At 70.4% G+C, this 20,330-nt stretch carries 17 protein-coding genes, 2 tRNA genes and 1 pseudogene; 11 read left to right on the forward strand and 9 right to left on the reverse strand.

The window, feature by feature from the left end; translation table 11 throughout:
- Positions 1–519: 519 nt before the first annotated feature.
- Both IE255_RS31840 and IE255_RS31845 read left to right on the forward strand, forming a co-directional pair.
- The gene (locus tag IE255_RS31840; protein ID WP_190053865.1) at positions 520–1,134 is read left to right on the forward strand and encodes a hypothetical protein; all 615 of its coding nucleotides are present in this window, start codon (positions 520–522) and stop codon (positions 1,132–1,134) included.
- Between the two features lie 215 nt (positions 1,135–1,349).
- A complete protein-coding gene (locus IE255_RS31845; protein ID WP_190054007.1) occupies positions 1,350–1,772 on the forward strand; it encodes a hypothetical protein in 423 nt (140 codons plus the stop codon).
- Positions 1,773–1,785: 13 nt separating this feature from the next.
- Here the strand turns inward: IE255_RS31845 and IE255_RS31850 are convergent, their stop codons facing one another.
- Positions 1,786–2,547: an SDR family oxidoreductase gene (locus tag IE255_RS31850; RefSeq protein ID WP_190053866.1), complete on the reverse strand. Its 762-nt coding sequence runs from the start codon at positions 2,545–2,547 to the stop codon at positions 1,786–1,788.
- Between the two features lie 145 nt (positions 2,548–2,692).
- On the opposite strand from IE255_RS31850, the gene IE255_RS31855 reads away from it, so the two are divergent.
- Positions 2,693–3,523 (forward strand): helix-turn-helix transcriptional regulator, encoded by an 831-nt coding sequence (locus tag IE255_RS31855; RefSeq protein ID WP_190053867.1) that lies wholly within the window; start codon positions 2,693–2,695, stop codon positions 3,521–3,523.
- A 383-nt stretch (positions 3,524–3,906) separates the two neighbouring features.
- On the opposite strand, the gene IE255_RS31860 is transcribed toward IE255_RS31855, so the two are convergent.
- Complete coding sequence (locus IE255_RS31860; protein ID WP_190053868.1) at positions 3,907–5,295, reverse strand: cystathionine beta-synthase; 1,389 nt, start codon at positions 5,293–5,295, stop codon at positions 3,907–3,909.
- 160 nt (positions 5,296–5,455) lie between these two features.
- Here IE255_RS31860 and IE255_RS31865 point away from each other — a divergent pair, with 160 nt between their 5' ends.
- From IE255_RS31865 to IE255_RS31875, 3 genes are all read left to right on the forward strand, one after another.
- Entirely contained in the window at positions 5,456–6,481 is a 1,026-nt protein-coding gene (locus IE255_RS31865; RefSeq protein ID WP_190053869.1) for an SGNH/GDSL hydrolase family protein, read from the forward strand.
- Between the two features lie 139 nt (positions 6,482–6,620).
- Complete coding sequence (locus IE255_RS31870) at positions 6,621–7,838, forward strand: acetyl-CoA C-acetyltransferase (protein WP_190053870.1); 1,218 nt, start codon at positions 6,621–6,623, stop codon at positions 7,836–7,838.
- 273 nt (positions 7,839–8,111) lie between these two features.
- Entirely contained in the window at positions 8,112–8,915 is an 804-nt protein-coding gene (locus IE255_RS31875; protein WP_190053871.1) for a hypothetical protein, read from the forward strand.
- A gap of 57 nt (positions 8,916–8,972) precedes the next feature.
- On the opposite strand, the gene IE255_RS31880 is transcribed toward IE255_RS31875, so the two are convergent.
- Complete coding sequence (locus IE255_RS31880) at positions 8,973–9,278, reverse strand: hypothetical protein (RefSeq protein ID WP_190053872.1); 306 nt, start codon at positions 9,276–9,278, stop codon at positions 8,973–8,975.
- Positions 9,279–9,380: 102 nt separating this feature from the next.
- On the opposite strand from IE255_RS31880, the gene IE255_RS31885 reads away from it, so the two are divergent.
- A complete protein-coding gene (locus IE255_RS31885) occupies positions 9,381–9,611 on the forward strand; it encodes a DUF4287 domain-containing protein (protein WP_059424410.1) in 231 nt (76 codons plus the stop codon).
- An 84-nt stretch (positions 9,612–9,695) separates the two neighbouring features.
- Here IE255_RS31885 and IE255_RS31890 read toward each other — a convergent pair whose 3' ends face one another.
- From IE255_RS31890 to IE255_RS31900, 3 genes are all read right to left on the reverse strand, one after another.
- Complete coding sequence (locus tag IE255_RS31890; RefSeq protein WP_190053873.1) at positions 9,696–10,607, reverse strand: Bax inhibitor-1/YccA family protein; 912 nt, start codon at positions 10,605–10,607, stop codon at positions 9,696–9,698.
- A gap of 214 nt (positions 10,608–10,821) precedes the next feature.
- Positions 10,822–11,997: a 4-hydroxybenzoate 3-monooxygenase gene (locus IE255_RS31895; protein ID WP_190053874.1), complete on the reverse strand. Its 1,176-nt coding sequence runs from the start codon at positions 11,995–11,997 to the stop codon at positions 10,822–10,824.
- Between the two features lie 157 nt (positions 11,998–12,154).
- A tRNA-Leu gene (locus IE255_RS31900) sits at positions 12,155–12,231 on the reverse strand.
- Positions 12,232–12,640: 409 nt separating this feature from the next.
- On the opposite strand from IE255_RS31900, the pseudogene IE255_RS40450 reads away from it, so the two are divergent.
- Positions 12,641–12,823 (forward strand): annotated as a pseudogene (locus IE255_RS40450) (helix-turn-helix domain-containing protein); the annotation flags it as partial.
- Positions 12,747–13,109: a LysE family transporter gene (locus tag IE255_RS40455; protein ID WP_372487600.1), complete on the forward strand. Its 363-nt coding sequence runs from the start codon at positions 12,747–12,749 to the stop codon at positions 13,107–13,109. The pseudogene IE255_RS40450 and the gene IE255_RS40455, both read left to right, overlap by 77 nt.
- A gap of 73 nt (positions 13,110–13,182) precedes the next feature.
- On the opposite strand, the gene IE255_RS31910 is transcribed toward IE255_RS40455, so the two are convergent.
- Positions 13,183–13,266: transfer RNA gene (locus IE255_RS31910), tRNA-Leu, on the reverse strand.
- A 416-nt stretch (positions 13,267–13,682) separates the two neighbouring features.
- On the opposite strand from IE255_RS31910, the gene IE255_RS31915 reads away from it, so the two are divergent.
- Positions 13,683–14,453, forward strand: coding sequence for an ABC transporter ATP-binding protein (locus IE255_RS31915; protein WP_190053875.1), 771 nt, complete (start codon positions 13,683–13,685; stop codon positions 14,451–14,453).
- 38 nt (positions 14,454–14,491) lie between these two features.
- The gene (locus IE255_RS31920) at positions 14,492–17,020 is read left to right on the forward strand and encodes an ABC transporter permease (RefSeq protein ID WP_190053876.1); all 2,529 of its coding nucleotides are present in this window, start codon (positions 14,492–14,494) and stop codon (positions 17,018–17,020) included.
- Between the two features lie 54 nt (positions 17,021–17,074).
- Here the strand turns inward: IE255_RS31920 and IE255_RS31925 are convergent, their stop codons facing one another.
- Both IE255_RS31925 and IE255_RS31930 read right to left on the reverse strand, forming a co-directional pair.
- Positions 17,075–18,367 (reverse strand): class I SAM-dependent methyltransferase, encoded by a 1,293-nt coding sequence (locus IE255_RS31925; RefSeq protein ID WP_190053877.1) that lies wholly within the window; start codon positions 18,365–18,367, stop codon positions 17,075–17,077.
- Between the two features lie 235 nt (positions 18,368–18,602).
- Positions 18,603–19,991 carry an NAD(P)/FAD-dependent oxidoreductase gene (locus IE255_RS31930; RefSeq protein ID WP_190053878.1) on the reverse strand — a complete coding sequence of 463 codons (1,389 nt, stop codon included), beginning with the start codon at positions 19,989–19,991 and terminating at the stop codon, positions 18,603–18,605.
- Positions 19,992–20,330 lie beyond the last annotated feature (339 nt).

Here is a 20,330-nt window from a genome sequence, read left to right on the forward strand (position 1 = left end):
GGTGCCCCGCCAGACGCGCCGCCCCTGCCAGTACGTCTCATGCCTCCTCGGCGGTGCCCCGGCGTTCGGCCACTAGCGCATCGGCATCGACTGCTGCCCGGCCAGGTTGGTGCCGCAACGTCGTGGGTCCGGGCCTGCCGGCCCGTTTGTCGGACAACGGACGCCCCGTCAAGACCGTGTCCGCTACGGGCGGCACCATCACACGCGTCTTCGACAAGCTGGGCCGGCAACTCTCGTACCGCGACGCGGACGGCGGCGTGACGCCTCTTCCACGGCGAGCGCGGCGGGCGAGAGCGCGGCGTTGAAGGCGTTCTGGTCCGGTGTTCCCCCGGGCAAGATCGGCTACTCCTGCATGGCCAAGTAATCCGGCGTGCGGGGCGGCCGACTCGCATGGGCGTCGGCCGCCCCGCACGTGAACTGACTCAGAAGTGTGGCTGGCGCACCATCCAGGCGCGCCACGTCCACAGCTCGACGCGTCGACAGCAGGGCCGATCCGAGGAACGAGGAAGCAAGAGGAACATGAGAGAGCCGATGGCCGATATCGCCGCAACAGCCCTCCGGCTGGGGCGCCCACCAACCGTCCGCGCGGAAGCAGGCCACTTGGCCGTGCCCGCCGGCTCCGTCGTCGTCGCCGACGTGTGGGTCAGCGGCGACCTCGGGTTCGTCCTGCTGTTGCACCGCAGGGACGACGGTCTCATCGCTGAAGAGTTGTACTACTCCGTGCGGCGCATGGACGGTACCTGGGAGCGCCCCGACCATCTCAGTGGGGGCGTCATCGGTACGCAGGTATGCGCCCCGGCCGCGGTCGAGGAAGCGCTCACCGGGGCATCCATGTCCGTCGTCGCCGAATCCGAGTCCCTTGTCCACACCGGGCGTGGCTCAGACGGTGACGAAGGAGAACTCGTGCATATCTGGGAACTTCTGGTGAGCGGTAACGCGGACCTCATCGAGATCGAGCGCTTCTCACCGGCCTCCCCCGGGGCACCGGAACTCTCCACACGAGATGTGACAGGCCCCTTGATACTCCTCGTCCTGCTACCCGGTGAACGGGCGTGTGTTTCCGCCATGCGCAGAGAGAACTCATCGCTCACCCGGCTCGGCGACGCGCTTGACCTGCACAACCCGGAGCAGTGACCGCGCCGACTCCGTCAACGTGATGTGGCTGTGGGATCCACCCGTGGGGCAGACTCCGGCACGCTGGTGCACCCAACGCGCGTCCGCTGCACCCTGCTGTCCTGGAGGCGGAACCTTGTCAACTCTCAATTTCGGCGGCGTCCCCCAGTCCGACAGGGGGGCTAACCCCAGTGCGGCCGGCGTCGGCGCTTTCTACGGTGGGTGACATGACCGGAATGGACGCGCGGGACACCGAGCTGAAGAAGGAACTCGACGCCACCCTGCACGCGCGCAGGGAGCTGGGCGAGGAGTACGAGTCCGCGCTGGTCGACTCGTTCCTGGAGAAGGTCGACCAGCGGATCGACGGCGCCGTGGACCGGCGGGTGCGCCGGCAGCTCGCCGAGCAGCAGATGCAGACGGCCCGGGACTCCCGGTCGCCGAGGGCCACGGACTCCTGGGGCGAGCGCTTCGGCTTCGGGATCGTCTCGCTCGTCCTCGCGGTGCCGCTGTCCGCGATCGGCGGGGCCGTGGCCGATCTGCCCGGCCTGCTCGTCGCGTGGGCGGGCATCGTCGGCGTCAACGTCGTCCAGGCCGCCCGCACCAACCCGGGACTGTTCGGCCGCCGCAGGTCCTCCCAGGACGGCGACTGGGAGGACTGAGCGCGCGGGCCGTTCAGACCTGCCGCGTCGGCAGCGCCACGATCTGGCGCAGATTGACCCGCCGGGGCCGGCTCGTCACAAAGGCCACCAGGTCGGCCAGTTCCTCGGCGGACAGCGCGCCCACCTCGTCCAGCATGCCCTCCACCTGCCGGGACAGCTCCGCGTCACCGATGTGGGTGCGCAGCTCGCTCTCGACGAACCCGGGCTCGATGTTGGTGACCCGGACGTCCCGCGGCCCGAACTCCCCGCGCAGGGACTGCGACAGCGAGGTGACGGCCGCCTTGGTCGCCCCGTACACCGCGTAGTTCGGGAAGCTGACGTGCGCGGCGATGGACGAGATGTTCACGAGGTCGGCGGTACGGCCGTCCGCGGCCGCGCCGACCAGGTCGGCGGTGAACGCGCCGGTGATCCGCAGCACTCCGGCGACGTTGGTGTCGAGCATCCGCTGCCACTCGTCGGCGCGCCGGGCGTCGACGGGGTGCGGCAGCATGACGCCGGCGGAGTTCACGACCAGGTCGACGGGTCCGTACTCCGCGTGGATCCGGTCGACGGCGTCCGCCACGGACGTCTCGTCGGTGACGTCCGCGACGACGGGCAGGGCCTGTCCGCCGTCGGCCCGGATCTTCCCGGCGAGCGCCGTCAGGCGTTCCTCGCGCCGGGCCAGCAGCGCCACCCGTGCGCCCCGGGCGGCCAGCAGCACGGCGACGGCCTCGCCGATCCCGCTCGCGGCCCCGGTGACGACGGCGGTGCGGCCGGCCAGGTTCTCGTACGGCATGGGGTACTCCCTCGGTGGCGGCCGGGGCGTCTTCCCCGGCTCGCCCACCACCCTCGGCGGTGCGCGCCGCCGTACCCAGGGCGGCGCTTTTCCTGGGACTGCCAGTACCAGGTTCGCGGGCGCCGGGCCGCCTAGGCTCGGCCCCATGGACGGAGAACTGGGAGACTTCCTGCGCTCGCGCCGCGCCCGTATCCGGCCGGAGGAGAGGGGGCTGCCCTCCTACGGCCGCCGCCGCGTCCCGGGACTGCGCCGTGAGGAGGTGGCGCAGCTGGCCGGGGTGAGCGTCGACTACTACGTTCGGCTGGAGCAGGGCAGGGGCCCGAGCGTCTCGGACGCTGTACTGGACGCCATCGCGCGGGTGCTGCGGCTGGACGGGGCGGAGCGTGAGTACCTGCGGGCGGTGGCCCGGCCGCGTCGGCGGGGCGAGGACGGCCCGGCCGCGGCCCGGGTGCGCCCGGGGGTGCAACTGCTCCTGGACGGCATGGACCGCAACCCGGCCTACGTCCTGGACCACCGCATGGACGTCCTCGCCTGGAACGCCCTCGCCGACGCCCTGCTCGGTCTCGACGGCAGCGGCCCCGGCGACCGGAGCCTCCCCCGCCGCCTCTTCCTCGATCCCGCCGCCCGGGACCTCTACCCGGACTGGGCGGCGGTCGCCGCGCAGACGGTCGCCCACCTGCGCCTGAAGGCGGGCCACCACCCCGGCGACCCGGCCATGGGGGAACTCGTCGCCGAACTCTCCCGGGCGAGCGCGGAGTTCCGCCGACTGTGGGCCGACCACCTGGTCAAGCCCTGCGACCACGGCGTGAAACACCTCCGGCACCCGGTCGCGGGCCTGCTGACCCTCCCGTACGAGACCCTCACGGTCCCGGGGGCTCCGGACCGGACGATCGTCGCCTACACACCCGACCCGGGCTCGGAGACGGCGGAGCGCCTGGCGCTGCTGGGGAGCTGGGCGACGAGCCACACGGGCTGACCGGCCCGAGAGGCCGAATGCCGGAGGAAAGATGCCGAGGAAAGATGCCAGGGAAAAAGAAATGCGCGGGGACCGCCGCACCCCCGTGAACGGGGGGCGGGACGACGGCGGTCCCCGCGAAGGACGCGGGCCTGGTCAGGCCGGGCCCCCGCGTCCGTGGCGTCGGTGGAGGTCCGGGAGCCGCTCCGGAGGTCCTTGACGCCTACGGCGCCGGCCGGGGCGGGGAGCCGCTCCCGCCCTGCCGACACCCACTAATGTGCAGGACTCGTGTTAAGCGGGTGCTGCGCGAACGTGACACGCTCGTACCACTTCCGCGAAGTCGACGAAGATCGCGGACGCCGCAAGTTCACCCGGTTCACGGGCGGTTCACCGGAGATTCGCCGTCACTTCGCCGTCCGGGCGAGGAAGGACAGCAGGTCCTGCCGGCTGACCACACCGGTCGGCTTGCCCTCGACGAGGACGATCGCCGCGTCCGCCTTGCCGAGGACGGCCATCAGATCGCCGACGGGTTCACCGGAGCCGACCTGGGGCAGCGGGGCGGACATGTGCTTCTCCAGCGGGTCGTCGAGCGAGGCGCTCTTGCTGAACAGCGCGTCCAGCAGCTCGCGTTCCACCACCGAGCCGACGACCTCGGCGGCCATCACGTCGGGGTGACCCGCGCCCGGCTTGACGACCGGCATCTGCGAGACGCCGTACTCGCGCAGCACGTCGATGGCCTGGCCGACCGTCTCGTCCGGGTGCATGTGGACGAGGGAGGGCATGCGGTCGCCCTCCTTGTCGTTCAGGACGTCGCCGACCCGGGCGCTCGGGCCCGCGTCCTCCAGGAAGCCGTAGTCGGCCATCCACTCGTCGTTGAAGATCTTGCTGAGGTAGCCGCGCCCGCTGTCCGGCAGCAGCACCACCACGACGTCGTCCTCGCCGAGCCGCGCGGCGACCTCCAGCGCGGCCACGACCGCCATGCCGCAGGAGCCGCCCACCAGCAGGCCCTCCTCCTTGGCCAGGCGGCGGGTCATCTGGAAGGAGTCCTTGTCGGACACGGCGACGATCTCGTCCGCGACGGTCCGGTCGTAGGCGGTGGGCCAGAAGTCCTCACCGACGCCCTCGACGAGGTACGGCCGCCCGGAGCCGCCGGAGTAGACGGAGCCCTCGGGGTCGGCGCCGATGACCTTCACCTTGCCGTCGCTGACCTCCTTCAGGTAGCGCCCGGTGCCGGAGATGGTCCCGCCGGTGCCCACGCCCGCCACGAAGTGGGTGATCTTCCCCTCCGTCTGCTCCCACAGCTCGGGGCCGGTCGAGTGGTAGTGGGAGAGCGGGTTGTTCGGGTTGGAGTACTGGTCCGGCTTCCAGGCCCCGGGCGTCTCGCGGACCAGCCGGTCGGAGACGTTGTAGTAGGAGTCCGGGTGCTCGGGGTCCACGGCGGTCGGGCACACGACGACCTCGGCGCCGTACGCCCGCAGCACGTTGATCTTGTCGGTGCTCACCTTGTCGGGGCACACGAAGATGCACTTGTACCCCTTCTGCTGCGCCACGATGGCGAGCCCCACACCGGTGTTACCGCTGGTCGGCTCGACGATCGTGCCGCCGGGCTTGAGCGCGCCGCTCTCCTCCGCCGCCTCGATCATGCGCAGGGCGATGCGGTCCTTCACGGAGCCGCCGGGGTTGAAGTACTCCACCTTGGCCAGGACGGTCGCCCTGATGCCCTTGGTCACGCTGTTGAGCCTCACCAGCGGGGTGTTGCCGACGAGGCTGATCATCGAGTCGTGGAACTGCACCGTTGTCTCCGGATGCCGCAGAAGTGGTTGGTCTTAGTGGTGCCGCCAGCCTATGGCCTCGCCGTGGTCCGTGACGGTCGTTCACTCCCCGTTGAGATTGGGCGACGGTCTGTACGGGGCAAGCACTGGGTGTACGGGTTCGAGGAGGTGGCGGCGACGCATGTCGAGCATGTCGAGGGCGAGGGTGGCCCGGCGGATCGCGGCCGGCGCTGCGTACGGCGGCGGCGGGATCGGTCTGGCCGGGGCGGCCACCGTGGGGCTGGTGCTGGCGGAGGTGCAGCTGGCGCGGCGCCGGGTGGGCAACGGCACGTCGCCGCATGTGCCGAACGCGGACGGGCTGTACGGCCGTACGTACGCCGGTTCCGGTCAGGCGCCGCTGCGGCTGACGATGCTGGGCGACTCCACGGCCGCCGGCCAGGGCGTGCACCGCGCCGGGCAGACCCCGGGCGCGCTGCTGGCCTCGGGCGTGGCGGCCCTGGCGGAACGCCCGGTGGTGCTGCGCACGGTGGCGACCCCCGGGGCCCGTTCGGACGACCTGGACCGCCAGGTGGCCCTGGTGCTGGCCGACCCCGATCCGGTGCCCGACATCTGCGTGATCATGGTCGGCGCGAACGACGTCACCCACCGTATGCCCCCGACCCGCTCGGTCCGCTGCCTGTCCTCGGCGGTACGGCGGCTGCGCACGGCCGGTGCCGAGGTCGTGGTCGGCACCTGCCCGGACCTGGGCACGATCGAGCCGGTCCAGCAGCCGTTGCGCTGGCTGGCCAGACGGGCCTCCCGCCAGCTGGCGGCCGCCCAGACGATCGGAGTCGTCGAGCAGGGCGGCCGCACCGTGTCCCTGGGCGACCTGCTGGGCCCCGAGTTCGCCGCCAACCCGCGCGAGCTGTTCGGCCCGGACAACTACCACCCGTCCGCCGAGGGCTACGCGACGGCGGCGATGGCGGTCCTGCCGACCGTCTGCGCCTCGCTCGGCCTCTGGCCGGCCGAGGAGGAGCGCCCGGACGCCTCCCGCCGCGAGGGCTTCCTGCCGGTGGCACGGGCGGCGGCGGAGGCCGCCTCGGAGGCGGGCACGGAGGTCGCGGCGGCCATGCCGACCGGCCCGCGGGGGCCGTGGGCCCTGCTGAAGCGCCGCCGGCGCCGGCGGCTGCCCGAGCAGGAACCGGCCCCGGCCACGCCGTCGAACTAGAGAGGACCCGGCACGGAAAAAGCAAGCGCTTAGAAAACTGCGGCCAGGGTCACACCGCGACACCCGTGACCCAGCCCATACGTACGGGTAACTTCCCAGACAGCCCAGCCAGACCACCCGGTACGTCAATGGAGCCGTGATGCCCGAAGCCGTGATCGTCTCAGCCGCCCGCTCCCCCATCGGCCGCGCCGTCAAGGGCTCCCTCAAGGACCTCCGTCCGGACGACCTCACCGCGACGATCGTCCAGGCCGCCCTGGCCAAGGTCCCCGAGCTGGACCCGAAGGACATCGACGACCTGATGCTCGGCTGCGGCCTGCCCGGCGGCGAGCAGGGCCACAACCTCGGCCGCATCGTCGCCGTACAGATGGGCATGGACCACCTGCCGGGCTGCACCATCACCCGGTACTGCTCCTCCTCCCTGCAGACCTCCCGCATGGCCCTGCACGCCATCAAGGCGGGCGAGGGCGACGTCTTCATCTCGGCCGGCGTCGAGATGGTCTCCCGGTACGCCAACGGCAGCTCGGACATGCCCGGCACGCACAACCCCCTCTTCGCCGACGCCGAGGCCCGCACCGCCGAGACCGCCCAGTCCGAGGGCTCCACCTGGCACGACCCGCGCGAGGACGGCCTGCTGCCCGACCCGTACATCGCGATGGGCCAGACCGCCGAGAACCTGGCCCGCGCCAAGGGCGTCACCCGCCAGGACATGGACGAGTTCGGCGTCCGCTCGCAGAACCTCGCCGAGGAGGCCATCAAGAACGGCTTCTGGGAGCGCGAGATCACCCCGGTGACCCTCCCCGACGGCACGGTCGTGTCCAAGGACGACGGCCCCCGGGCCGGCGTCACGATGGAGGGCGTGGCGGGCCTCAAGCCGGTCTTCCGCCCGGACGGCCTGGTCACCGCCGGCAATTGCTGCCCGCTGAACGACGGCGCCGCCGCGCTCGTGATCATGTCCGACACCAAGGCCCGCGAGCTGGGCCTCACCCCGCTCGCCCGGATCGTCTCGACCGGCGTCTCCGGCCTCTCGCCCGAGATCATGGGCCTCGGCCCGGTGGAGGCGAGCAAGCAGGCCCTGCGGCGGGCCGGGCTGACCATCGACGACATCGACCTGGTGGAGATCAACGAGGCGTTCGCCGCCCAGGTGATCCCCTCCTACCGCGACCTCGGCATCCCGCTGGAGAAGCTGAACGTCAACGGCGGTGCCATCGCCGTCGGCCACCCCTTCGGCATGACCGGCGCCCGCATCACCACCACGCTCATCAACTCCCTCCAGTTCCACGACAAGCAGTTCGGCCTGGAGACCATGTGCGTCGGTGGCGGCCAGGGCATGGCCATGGTCATCGAGCGCCTCAGCTGAGCGCCGCACGGTAGTCGCCATAGCACCCGCTGTGAGGCTTGGGCCCGGAACCCCGGAAACACCGAGGTTCCGGGCCTTTTTGTGATCCAATCTCCCCCAGGATGTGACCTATCTCCCTCGGTACGGGGAGAAGCGCAGGTCACAGTAGTCACACCCCCTCCCCCGAGACCGAAGCCCTGTCCGTTTCGTGACGTTACGCACTGACAGCTGGTTAGTCCGCCCTTCAAGCTGATGTAGGAAGTCGGGGGTCGACTTTGAACCGGGAGTACGTCAGTGAGCGCCATGCCGATCGCGTTGCTGGTCACCACGGCCGCCACGGGCGCCGTGGGCGTCGCCGTCCTGCGCACCCTCGTGCTGCTGCGTCGACAGGTCGCGGCCCTGCACACCGAGCTGGCCGAGAACCGTGCCGCCACCACCCGTGCGCTGGTGCCCGCCGCCCGTACCACCGCCGACACCGACGAGATACGTGCCGCCGTGGCCGCGGCGCTCGCCGAGGAGCGGGAGCGGGAGCTCGCCGAGGCACGGGCGTTCTGGGCCGCCCAGGAGGCCCGTGACGCCTCCGACGCGCCGCCCCTGCTGGGTCTGCCCGACAGCGATCTGTTCCTGCCCCGGCAGGCCGATTTCGCGGGCCTGGAGCCGCTGTCCGAACCCGGCGCGGACGCCGACGAGCCGAGGGACCTCGTGCGGGACACGCCCTCCGAGTCCGCCGAGCTGGCCGCGGCCCGCCGCCGGCACCCCTCCCACCCGGACTTCGTGCCGACGCCGTCGCCGGTGGTGAACGACCACGAGCGCACGGTCGCGACCCTGGAGGAGCTGGCCGCCTCCCGCGTGGAACTGACGGACGTCCGCCCGGGCCCGCTGGGCACCCTGGACGTCTACGTCTTCGCCGACGGCACGACCCTGTGCATGACCCCGGGCCACCGCGAGACGGCGGAGCGCCTGGCCGCGGCTCTGCGGGCGGGCGAGACCCCGACCCTGCTGGGCGGCTCGGGCGTCTCGGGCGCCTACACCCTCACGTTCGAGTGCGGCAAGGAGAACGTGTACATCCTGGCGGACCGGGTGATCGCGTCCCTCTAGGGGCGCGGGGAACTGCGCGAGCAACCACGACGCACCCGCAGCCGCCGGCGAAACAGGTCACACCCCCGCCCGCTTCTGCGCCTCCTCAACCAACCGCACCGCGTCATCGACATCGGCATCACCGGCAATCACCACCGCCAGATCATGCGCCGCAACGGTGATCTGATCTGCCGCCGCAAACATCCCCGCATCCGGCATCACCCGAGGCTCCACGCCCTCGAGAACCTGCGCCCTGCGGGCCAACTCCCGGGCCAGCCCGAGAGCCTCAGCGGCAGCGCCCCGCTGCAACCGGCTCTGGGGCGCAGCCCTCAAACGATCGGCGAAATGATCCACCGCACGGGTCAGAGGCGTCGTATCAACCACGCCGCGAGCGTACGCGTCGCACCGGGACTGTTGCCAACGGGCGAACACTCAGGCACGGTGACCTGAAGGACCGGCTTACATCCCATGCGTCCGGAGGCGCCGATGTCCCAAGTCTTCTCCGAAGAGACCCACCGCAACATGCTCGCCCGCATCCCCCACTGCACCGGTCGTGAGATCTCCGACTGGCTTCGCACCGTCGAAGAAGGCCCGGCACTCTTCCGCTTCGAGGAAAAGGTCAGCTGGCTCCGGCACGAACACAACCTGGCGTACGGCCACGCCAAGGCGATCATCCACGAGTACGACCTGAGGAGGGCCGCGCGCAAACTGCTCTAGGCGCGCACCGCTCCAGGCGCGTACGCCTGGACGACGAAGGGCCCCGGCCGGAGCCGGGGCCCTTCGCGCACGACCGAGTCAGAGCTAGTCGTTGCTGTTGAGGATCGAGATGAGCCTCAGGAACTCCAGGTAGATCCACACCAGCGTCAGCGTGAGGCCGAAGGCCGCGAACCACGCCTCCTCGCGCGGGGCGCCGTAGGCGATGCCGTCCTCGACCTGCTTGAAGTCCAGGGCGAGGAAGCAGGCGCCGAGGATGATGCCGATGATGCCGAAGACGACACCGAGGGCACCGCTGCGGAAGCCGAGGCCGTCACCGCCGCCGAACACCGCGAACAGCAGGTTCACGGTCATCAGCAGGATGAAGCCGAGCGCGGCCGCCATCACGAAGCCGTAGAAGCGGCGGTTGACGCGGATCCAGCCGGCCTTGTAGGCGATCAGCACACCGGCGAAGACCGCCATGGTGCCGAGCACGGCCTGCATGGCCGCGCCGTCGGCGATGCGGTTGTCGACGATGTTGGACACGACGCCGAGGAAGACACCCTCGAACGCGGCGTACGTCAGGATCAGCGCGGGCGAGGCCTTGCGCTTGAAGGACTGCACGAACGCCAGGACCATGCCGATCAGCGCGGCGCCGATACCGATGCCGTAGCTACGGCTGATGTTGGCGTCGTCGACGGGCAGCAGGGCCCAGGAGAGCGCGGCGGTGAGGATGAGCACACCGAGCGTGCTCGCCGTGCGCATGACGACGTCGTCGATGGTCATCCGGCCGGTGGTGGCCGGGGCCTGCGGCGGCGCGCCGTACTGCTGCACGTCCTGCTGGGCGTAAGGGTTCTGCGCGTACGGGTTCTGCGCGTACGGGTTGCCCGTCGGCTGCGCGTACGGGTTGCCCTGGGTGGCGACAGCGGGACCCCCGGCCTGCGGCGCGGTGTTGAAGCCCGCGTAGCCGTTGTCGCGGCTGAACCCCCGTCGCGAGAAGACCGGGTTTCTGCTCCTCATTTCACTCCTCCATGGCCAACACTGCGTGACCTTGGCTCAAGAGTAATAGGTAGGCAAAGGAATGACCCTACTGCTTGGGGAGGATCTTTCCCTCGTCGTGGTGCGCAACACGCTACGCCGCTTCGTGATTCCCCTCATCGGAGGGGCTCATTCATCACCGAGCCGGTACACGTCCGGGACCGGCCGGAGACCACTCGCTGACGCCGCCCTTACCTCACCCGAACGGAAAGCCCGTGTACCCCTCGGCCAGGTCGGTCTCGGCGGCCCGGGAGGAGGCGATCCGCTCCAGCCGGGCGAGCTGGAGCCGGTCGTCGAAGGGCGTCGCGTCGGGGGTGCGGTGCAGCAGGGTCGTCATGTCGTAGGAGAATCGCTCGGCCTGCCAGACCCGGCGCAGGCAGGTCCGCGAGTAGGCGTCCAGCAGCTCCGGTGAGCCGGTCTCCTTGCGGTGCGTCAGGGCCCGCGCGAAGGTCACGACGTCGCCGACGGCGAGATTCAGCCCCTTGGCCCCGGTCGGGGGCACGATGTGCGCGGCGTCACCGGCGAGGAAGAGGCGGCCGTGGCGCATGGGCTCGTGGACGTAGGAGCGCATGGGCGTGACCGACTTCTGGGTGATCGGGCCGCGCTCCAGGCGCCAGTCGTCGGCGGTCTCGAAGCGGCGCTCCAGCTCGTCCCAGATCTCCTCGTCGGACCACGCCTCGGCGTCGGTGCCGTCGGGCACCTGGAGGTAGAGGCGGGAGACGGCCGGGGAGCGCATGGAGAGCAGGGCGAAGCCGCGGTCGTGGCGGGCGTAGACGAGCTCGTCGTGCGAGGGCGGTACGTCGGCGAGGATGCCGAGCCAGCCGAAGGGGTACGTGCGTTCGAAGACCCGGGTCAGTCCGGCGGGGATCGCCTTGCGGGCCACGCCCCAGAAGCCGTCGCAGCCGACGATGTACTCGCACTCCAGGACGTCCTCGCGGCCCTCGTGCCGGAAGCGGACGCGCGGGGCGTCGGTGCCGGCGTCCTCCACGGCCAGGGCCTCCGCCTCGAACAGCAGCGGGCCCCCCTCGGCGAGCTGGAGGGCGATGAGGTCCTTGCAGACCTCCGTCTGGGCGTACACCATCACGGACCGGCCGCCGGTCAGCGCGGGGAAGTCGACGCGGTGGCGGCGGCGGTCGAAGCGCAGCTCTATGCCGTCGTGGCGCAGTCCCTCGCGGTCCATGCGCTCCCCGGCGCCGGCCGCGCGCAGCACGTCCACCGTGCCCTGCTCCAGGATCCCGGCCCGCTGCCGCCGCTCGACGTAGGCGCGGTCCCGGCTCTCCAGGACGACCGAGTCGATGCCGGCGTTGTGCAGCAGCCGGGCGAGGAGGAGGCCGGCGGGCCCGGCTCCGATGATGCCGACGGTGGTGCGCATCGGACGCCCTCTTCTCGTCTGTTCGTGTGGTGAAATTTTCTTCACTCTTACCCGAATGCGAGTCTCCGACGGCATGCGACCGCTGTCAACGGGTACGCCGCGAACTGCCCTCGAACGGCCACACAGGACACCCGCCTCCGGGAGGCGGGCCGGCGGTTGGTGCCCGGGGTGGGAGTCGAACCCACACTCGACCGCGTTTAAGGCGGTTGCGTCTGCCAGTTGCGCGACCCGGGCCAGAACTCACACGGAGACCTGTGGCACAGGCCCCGGGTAACACTGCGTTGTGGAGACGCCCACGGTCGAGACTACCGAGATCAGGTGACGGCCACTCACATAGGCCTCGACAAGGCCGGATTGGTCACCACGGTATGTCTCCCCCAAGACGTGCGTTCCTCGTTCCCCCGAGCCGCGAGGCCCGACGGTAATACCCTCTCGCACGAGAGCCGCTGACACAGGAGCGAAATTGGTCAACAGGTTGACGCAAATGAGGACGCCCCTCGTGGATGGGGCGGAGGTCAGCTGACGGTAGTGCGTCCCCCGTCGGGCGGCTTCCCGCGGCACAGCCACGACGAGTATGTGAGGTCCGGCGCGCCGCGGCTGGCCGAGCTCGCCGACGAGGCCGGGATGTCCCGGGGAGCATCTGATCCGGACGTTCACCCGCGCCACCGGTACCCCGCCCTACGCCTGGCACCTGTCGGCCCGGTTGGCCGAGGCGCGGCGACGGCTGCGCAAGGGTGAGCCCGTCGCTGATGTCGCGCACATGCTCGGCTTCGCCGACCAGGCGCATTTCCACCGCCACTTCGCCGCGGCCTACGCCATCACACCGGGCCGGTGGCTCGCTGGTGGGCGACGCCGTCTGGGCGGTGCTCGGCCTGGCGGGGGTGGGGGCGCTGTTCGCGGTGCCGGCCCTGCGCGTGCCGCTCACCGTGGCCGGGTGCTTGTTGCCGGCCTGGTCGGGGGTGTCGGGCCTGCGCGACGCGCTCGCGCCGCAGGGCGCTGCCGCCACTGGCCGTACGCGTACTCGAAGCCTGCTGCGGTCTCTCGCTCCTGGTCTTCGCGATTCTCCAGCTGGGCCGAGTCATATGACGAAGATCTCCGCATTGAGGACCTGAGCGCGGGCTTCCGCCGCCGTTGACAGGGTCTCGGGCATTCATTTTCGTCAGATCAGACCGTATGCGCATGAAGTGCCCGGAGCCGGACTCGAACCGGCACGCCCGCGAAGGGGCAGCGAGGTTTAAGCTCGCCGTGTCTGCATTCCACCATCCGGGCAGGCCATGGGCTCCGCGTCGAGGTCCCGAGACTATCGGGACGGGTCCCCCGAACAGCGGAAGGGCGGACCCATGTTGTCTTATTTTATTGACGCCTGAGGGTGCATCAGCCCACGGAACACGCCATCAGCACTTGCCAATAGCCTTGCGTGCGACCGTCGGCCGCGTATGCGGAATGACGGAATTTCACCTCCCGAACAAGGGCACTCCACCTGTTCTCGACACCGAGCACACGCGGTCTCCGGCACCGGGACGCCTCAGGGCCGTTCGTCATCCCCAGGTATGACACTGCCCCGCGCAGTCCGACCGCAGTCGGTCCCCGGAACCGGAACAGCGGGTGACTACATGACGGTGTGGGACCCGGAGGATGGAACACGTCCTTCCCCAACACCGTCCTCCCGACAGGAGTGCCATCCCGTGACCACCGCATCCCTCACCGACCGGGCCACCACCGTGGCCGCGCGCGCCACGGATCTGTCGAAGATCTACGGGCAGGGTGAGACCCAGGTGGTCGCCCTGGACCGGGTCTCCATCGACTTCCGGCAGGCCGAGTTCACCGCGATCATGGGCCCCTCCGGCTCCGGCAAGTCGACCCTGATGCACTGCGTGGCCGGTCTCGACACCTTCTCCTCCGGGTCGGTGCGCATCGGCGAGACCGAGCTGGGCTCCCTGAAGGACAAGCAGCTGACCAAGCTGCGCCGGGACAAGATCGGTTTCATCTTCCAGGCGTTCAACCTGCTGCCGACCCTGACGGCCCTGGAGAACATCACCCTCCCGATGGACATCGCGGGCCGCAAGCCGGACCGGCAGTGGCTGGACTCCGTCATCGGGATGGTCGGTCTGGCGGACCGGCTCGGCCACCGGCCCTCCCAGCTCTCCGGCGGCCAGCAGCAGCGCGTCGCCGTGGCCCGGGCGCTGGCCTCCCGGCCCGAGATCATCTTCGGTGACGAGCCCACCGGAAACCTCGACTCCCGCTCCGGCGCCGAGGTGCTGGGCTTCCTGCGCAACTCCGTGCGCGAACTGGGCCAGACGGTGGTGATGGTGACCCACGACCCGGTGGCCGCGGCCTACGCGGACCGGGTCGTCTTCCTGGCGGACGGCCGGATCGTCGACGAGATGCACGGGCCCACGGCCGACTCCGTCCTGGACCGCATGAAGGCGTTCGACGCCAAGGGCCGCACCAGCTGATCCCCCGTCAGGACCGACAGGACTGAGAAGAAGAACCCATGTTCCGTACCGCCTTGCGCAATGTGCTCGCGCACAAGGCCCGGCTCCTGATGACCGTCCTCGCCGTGATGCTCGGCGTGGCCTTCGTGTCGGGGACCCTGGTCTTCACCAACACCATCTCCGACGCCTACCAGAAGAGTTCCGCCAAGGGCTTCGACCAGGTCGACGTCGCCCTGACGGCGGAGTACCAGGACGCCAAGGGCGACCAGGTCGGCAAACTCCACGAACTGAACCAGGCCGTGCTCGACAAGAGTGAGCGGGTGCCCGGTGCCGCCTCCGCCATCGGGGTCGTGCAGGACTTCACGGCCATCGCCGGCAAGGACGGCAAGCTGATCGGTGAGGGCTTCCAGTCGCAGGGCGGCAACTACTGGGGCACCAAGGACCCCCGCTACCCGCTCGTCAGCGGCCACGCCCCCAAGGGCCGGGGCGAGATCCTCATCGACTCCGAGACGGCGAAGCGCGCCGGCTACAAGGTCGGCGACACCGTGCGGATGTCGGTCGACGGACCGGTCCTCACCCCGAGGATCACCGGCATCTTCACCACCGACGACGGCAACGTCGCGGCCGGCGGCAGCCTCACCCTGTTCGACACGGCGACCGCCCAGCAGCTGTTCGGCAAGGCGGGCCTGTACGACCAGATCGACGTCAAGGCCAAGCCGGGTGTCACGCAGGCCGCGCTGAAGGCGGAGCTGGACAAGGCGCTGCCGAAGGGCACCGTCTCGACCACCACCGGCAAGCAGCTCGCCGACGAGCAGGCCGAGGCGATCTCCCGGTCGATGAGCGGCATGCAGACGGCCCTGCTGGTCTTCGCCGGCATCGCCCTGTTCGTCGGCACGTTCATCATCGCCAACACCTTCACCATGCTGGTCGCCCAGCGCACCAAGGAGCTGGCGCTGATGCGGGCGGTCGGCGCCTCCCGCCGGCAGGTGACGCGGTCGGTGCTCATCGAGGCGTTCGTGGTCGGCGCGGTCGCCGCCGTGACCGGGCTGGTCGCGGGCATCGGCATCGGAGCCGGACTGCGCTCCCTGATGGGCTCGTTCGACGCGACCGTCCCGGACGGGCCGCTGATCGTCAAGCCCGCCACGATCGTCACCGCGCTCGCGGTCGGCATCCTGGTGACCATGCTGGCGGCGTGGCTGCCGGGCCGCCGGGCCGCGAAGATCCCGCCGGTGGCGGCCATGAACAGCGTGCACGCCAAGGCCACGACCAAGTCGTTGGTGCTGCGCAACACGCTGGGCGCCCTGGTCTCGGCCGCGGGCATCGCGGTGGTCCTGGCGGCCTCGACGATGGACGGCTCGGACGGCCAGGTGCCCATGGGCTTCGGCGCCGCACTGCTGATCATCGGCGTGTTCATCCTGACCCCGCTGCTGTCCCGCCCGCTGATCGCCGCCGCGGCACCGGTGCTGCGCGTCTTCGGGGTCTCCGGCAAGCTGGCCCGTCAGAACTCGGTGCGCAACCCGCGCCGTACGGCCGCCACCGCCTCCGCGCTGATGATCGGCCTGACCCTGATCACCGGTATGACGGTGATGGCGGGCAGCCTCCAGCAGGCCATCGAGAAGATGGCGTCGGCATCGGTCAAGGCCGACTACGTGGTGTCCATGGCGAACGGCAACCCGCTGTCGCCGGACGTCGAGAAGAAGCTGAAGCAGACCGACGGCGTCACCGCCACCAGCCCGATGGTCAACGGGGAGTCCCGGATCGACGGCGAGTCCCACTACCTGACCGGCGTCAACGGCGCCGCGATCGGCGACCTGGTCGGCCCCGAGGTCGACGAAGGCTCCTTCAAGGTCGGCGGCACCGACATCGTCGTCGACAGCGAGACCGCCAAGTCCTACGGCTGGAAGCCCGGTTCCGCCTTCACCGCCGCCTTCGAGGACGGCGAGAAGCAGCGGCTGACGGTCGCCGGGACCTACGAGAGCAACGACTTCCTGCGCGGCATCCTGGTCGACGAGAAGGTCCTCGCCCCGCACCTGGTGGACCCGTACAACATGAAGGTCATGGTCAAGACCGCCGACGGCACGTCCGGCGCGACGCAGGACAGGCTGGAGAAGGCCCTCGGCACCAACCCCGCGATCAAGGTTCAGGACAAGCAGGACATCTCCAACGAGATCGCGCAGATGTTCACGCTGATGCTGAACATGGTCTACGGCCTGCTCGCCATGGCGGTGATCGTGGCGGTCCTCGGTGTCATCAACACCCTGGCCATGTCGGTCTTCGAACGCTCCCAGGAGATCGGCATGCTCCGCGCGATCGGCCTGGACCGCAAGGGCATCAAGCGGATGGTCCGCCTGGAGTCCCTGGTGATCTCCCTGTTCGGCGCGGTGCTGGGCATCGGCCTTGGCGTGTTCTTCGGCTGGGCGGCGGGTGAGCTGCTGGCCACCAGGCTCCCGACGTACGAGCTGGTCCTGCCCTGGGCCCGGATCGGGATCTTCCTCCTTCTGGCCGCCACCGTGGGCGTCCTCGCGGCGCTGTGGCCGGCCCGGCGGGCGGCCCGGCTGAACATGCTGGAGGCGATCAAGGCCGAGTAGCGGGGATGCGCGAGGGCCCCTCTCCCAGCCGGGGAAAGGGGCCCTTCGCCGTTCTCAGTTCCAGGTGCGGGCCCGCAGCGGCAGGCCCGACTCCCCCGACTCGGGGGTGCGCACGGCGAGGATCTGGTTCACGCCGATGCGGTTGCGTTCGAAGGCCAGCGCGGAGGCGGCCATGTACAGGCGCCAGACCCGGGCGCGGCCCGGGCTGGTGAGCTGGACGGCACGCTTCCAGTCGGCCTCCAGGCGGGCGACCCACTGGCGCAGGGTGAGGCCGTAGTGCTCGCGGATCGACTCCACGTCGCGCACCTCGAAGCCGGCGCGTTCCAGCTGGGTGACGGTGATGCCGACGGGCTGGAGTTCGCCGTCGGGGAAGACGTAGGAGTCGATGAAGGCGTCGACGCTGTACTCGGTCTCCTTCCGCTGCGGGCGGCGGGCGATCTGGTGGTTCAGGAGCCGCCCGCCGGGCTTGAGCAGGTCGTACAGGTCGGCGGCGTACTCCAGGTAGCGCTCGGCGCCGACGTGCTCGGCCATGCCGATGGAGGAGACGGCGTCGTACGGCCCGTCGCGCACGTCGCGGTAGTCCTGGACGCGGATCTCCACCTTGTCGGTGAGGCCCTGGTCGGCGACGCGCTTGCGGGCGTAGGCGGCCTGCTCCTGGGAGAGCGTGACGCCGACGACGCTCACGCCGTGCTCGCGGGCGGCGTGGACGGCCATGGAGCCCCAGCCGCAGCCGACGTCGAGCAGCCGCTGACCGGGGTTCAGGCCGAGCTTGCGGCAGACGAGTTCGAGCTTGTCGTGCTGGGCCTGTTCGAGGGTGCTGTCCGGGGTGGGCCAGTAGGCGCAGGAGTACACCATGGACGGGCCGAGGACGATCTCGTAGAAGTCGTTGCCGACGTCGTAGTGGTGGCTGATGGCGCGTCTGTCCGTGCGCTTGGTGTGCAGGTGGCGGCGGGGCCTGCGGGCCTCCTCGCGGGGCGGGGCGGGCGGCAGCGGGGCCCCGGCCAGCTTGACGAGTCCGCGGACGGCGGCGCGGGCCTCGGGGTCGCGCAGGACCTCGGCGAGGGTGCGGGCGTCCTCGCCGCGCTCCCAGATGAGACCGGCGAGCAGGTCGAGGGTGGCGTACAGGTCGCCCTCGATGTCGAGGTCGCCCGCCACCCAGGCGCGGGCCAGCCCCAGTTCGCCCGGCTTCCACAGCAGGCGGCGCAGGGCGCGGCGGTTGCGTACGACCAGGATCGGCGCGCCCGGCGGGCCCGCCTGCGAACCGTCCCAGGCGCGGATACGCACGGGGAGCGGTGCGCCCAGCAACTGTGCGAACAGGCCCTGGAGCCGCAGCGCGGCGTCTGCCATGGTGTACACCTCCGTGACGGGGAATCCCGGAATGTCCGACACCACGTAAACACCTGCGGGGCTTCGGCGCAGTCCCCGGCACGCGTCATCTCCGTGCAAAACCGGCCGCCGTTCGCCCTTTGGCCCACCGGAACCCGGGCACGTATCCCGGCCGGACCGCCCGCCCCACACGCCGAAGGGCCTCCCGCACCACGGACGGCGGGAGGCCCTTCGGCAGGGCGGTGGGGACCGGAGGTCAGGAGGCCTTGGCCTTCTCCTCGGTCTTCTCCTTCGGCGCGGAGGCGACCGGGGCCGGCTTGGCGGCCTCGTAGAACTCCTCGCGCGGCGTCTCGATGGCGCCGAGCGAGACGACCTCGCGCTTGAGGAACATGCCCAGGGTCCAGTCGGCGAAGACGCGGATCTTGCGGTTCCAGGTCGGCATCGCCAGGCCGTGGTAGCCACGGTGCATGTACCAGGCGAGACGGCCCTTGAGCTTGATCTTCATCTTGCCCATGACGATCATCGCGACGCCCTTGTGGAGGCCGAGACCGGCCACCGCGCCCTTGTTGGCGTGCGAGTAGTCCTTCTGCGGGAAGCCCCGCATGCCGGACAGCACGTTGTCGCCGAGGACCCGCGCCTGGCGCAGCGCGTGCTGGGCGTTCGGCGGGCACCAGGCGTTCTCGTTGCCCGCCTTGCGGCCGACGAGGTCCGGGACCTGGGCGTTGTCGCCGGCGGCCCAGATGTAGTCGGTGCCCTTGACCTGGAGCGTCGGCTCGCAGTCCACGTGGCCGCGGGGGCCGAGGGGCAGGCCGTAGCGGGAGAGGACCGGGTTGGGCTTGACGCCGGCGGTCCAGACGATGGTGTTGGAGTCGACCTCGAGGCCGTTCTTCAGCACCACGTGGCCGTCGACGCAGGAGTCCATGGAGGTGGACAGGTAGACCTCGACACCGCGGCCCTCGAGGTGCTCCTTGCCGTACTTGCCGAGCTTGGGGCCGACCTCGGGGAGGATCTTGTCGGCGGCGTCGACGAGGATGAAGCGCATGTCCTCACGGGACACGTTCTTGTAGTACTTCGCCGCGTCGCGGGCCATGTCCTCGACCTCGCCGATGGTCTCCGCACCGGCGAACCCGCCGCCCACGAAGACGAAGGTGAGCGCCTTGCGGCGGATCTCCTCGTCGGTGGTGGAGTCGGCCTTGTCGAGCTGCTCGAGGACGTGGTTGCGCAGGCCGATGGCCTCCTCGATGCCCTTCATGCCGATGCCCTGCTCGGCGAGGCCGGGGATCGGGAAGGTGCGGGATACCGCGCCGAGCGCGACGACCAGGTAGTCGAAGGGCAGCTCGTAGGCCTCGCCGACCAGCGGGGAGACCGTGGCGACCTTGCGGTCCTGGTCGATGGTGGTGACCCGGCCGGTGAGGACCTCCGCCTTGGGCAGCACGCGTCGCAGCGGGACGACGACATGGCGAGGGGAGATGTTGCCGGCGGCGGCTTCGGGGAGGAAGGGCTGGTAGGTCATGTACGACCGGGGGTCGACGACCGTGACGGTCGCCTCTCCGTAACGCATCTTCTTCAGAATGCGTCGAGCTGCGTACAGGCCTACGTACCCACCGCCTACTACGAGGATCCTGGGACGCTCCGTGGTGCTCATGCCATCGAGTATCCACCCGCCTCAGGGGGGTGGCTCGTGCGCCCCTTCACAAGCTTCGGCAGGGGGTGTGTTATCCTCCGCGGCTCGCGTGATCCATGTCATGGTGACAACGGGGCTCCTTTGTGCACCCCGGACCGTTGTCAATGCCGCGTGAGCTGCCTCTCTGGGTCGGACGACCCCCTGTGAGGGCCTCCCGGAGTCCCGCTCCGGGCTCTTTCCCCAGCCCCTCCATACCATGCTTCTGAACATGTTCAAAGGCCTGTTGGGCCCCTGGATGGGTCAACCTGGCCCGTCTCGTCGCTCGGGAGGGCCGAATTCCTTGTGAAGAACTTCACGAAC

This window comes from Streptomyces lomondensis (assembly GCF_014651035.1).
Lineage (GTDB): Bacteria > Actinomycetota > Actinomycetes > Streptomycetales > Streptomycetaceae > Streptomyces > Streptomyces lomondensis.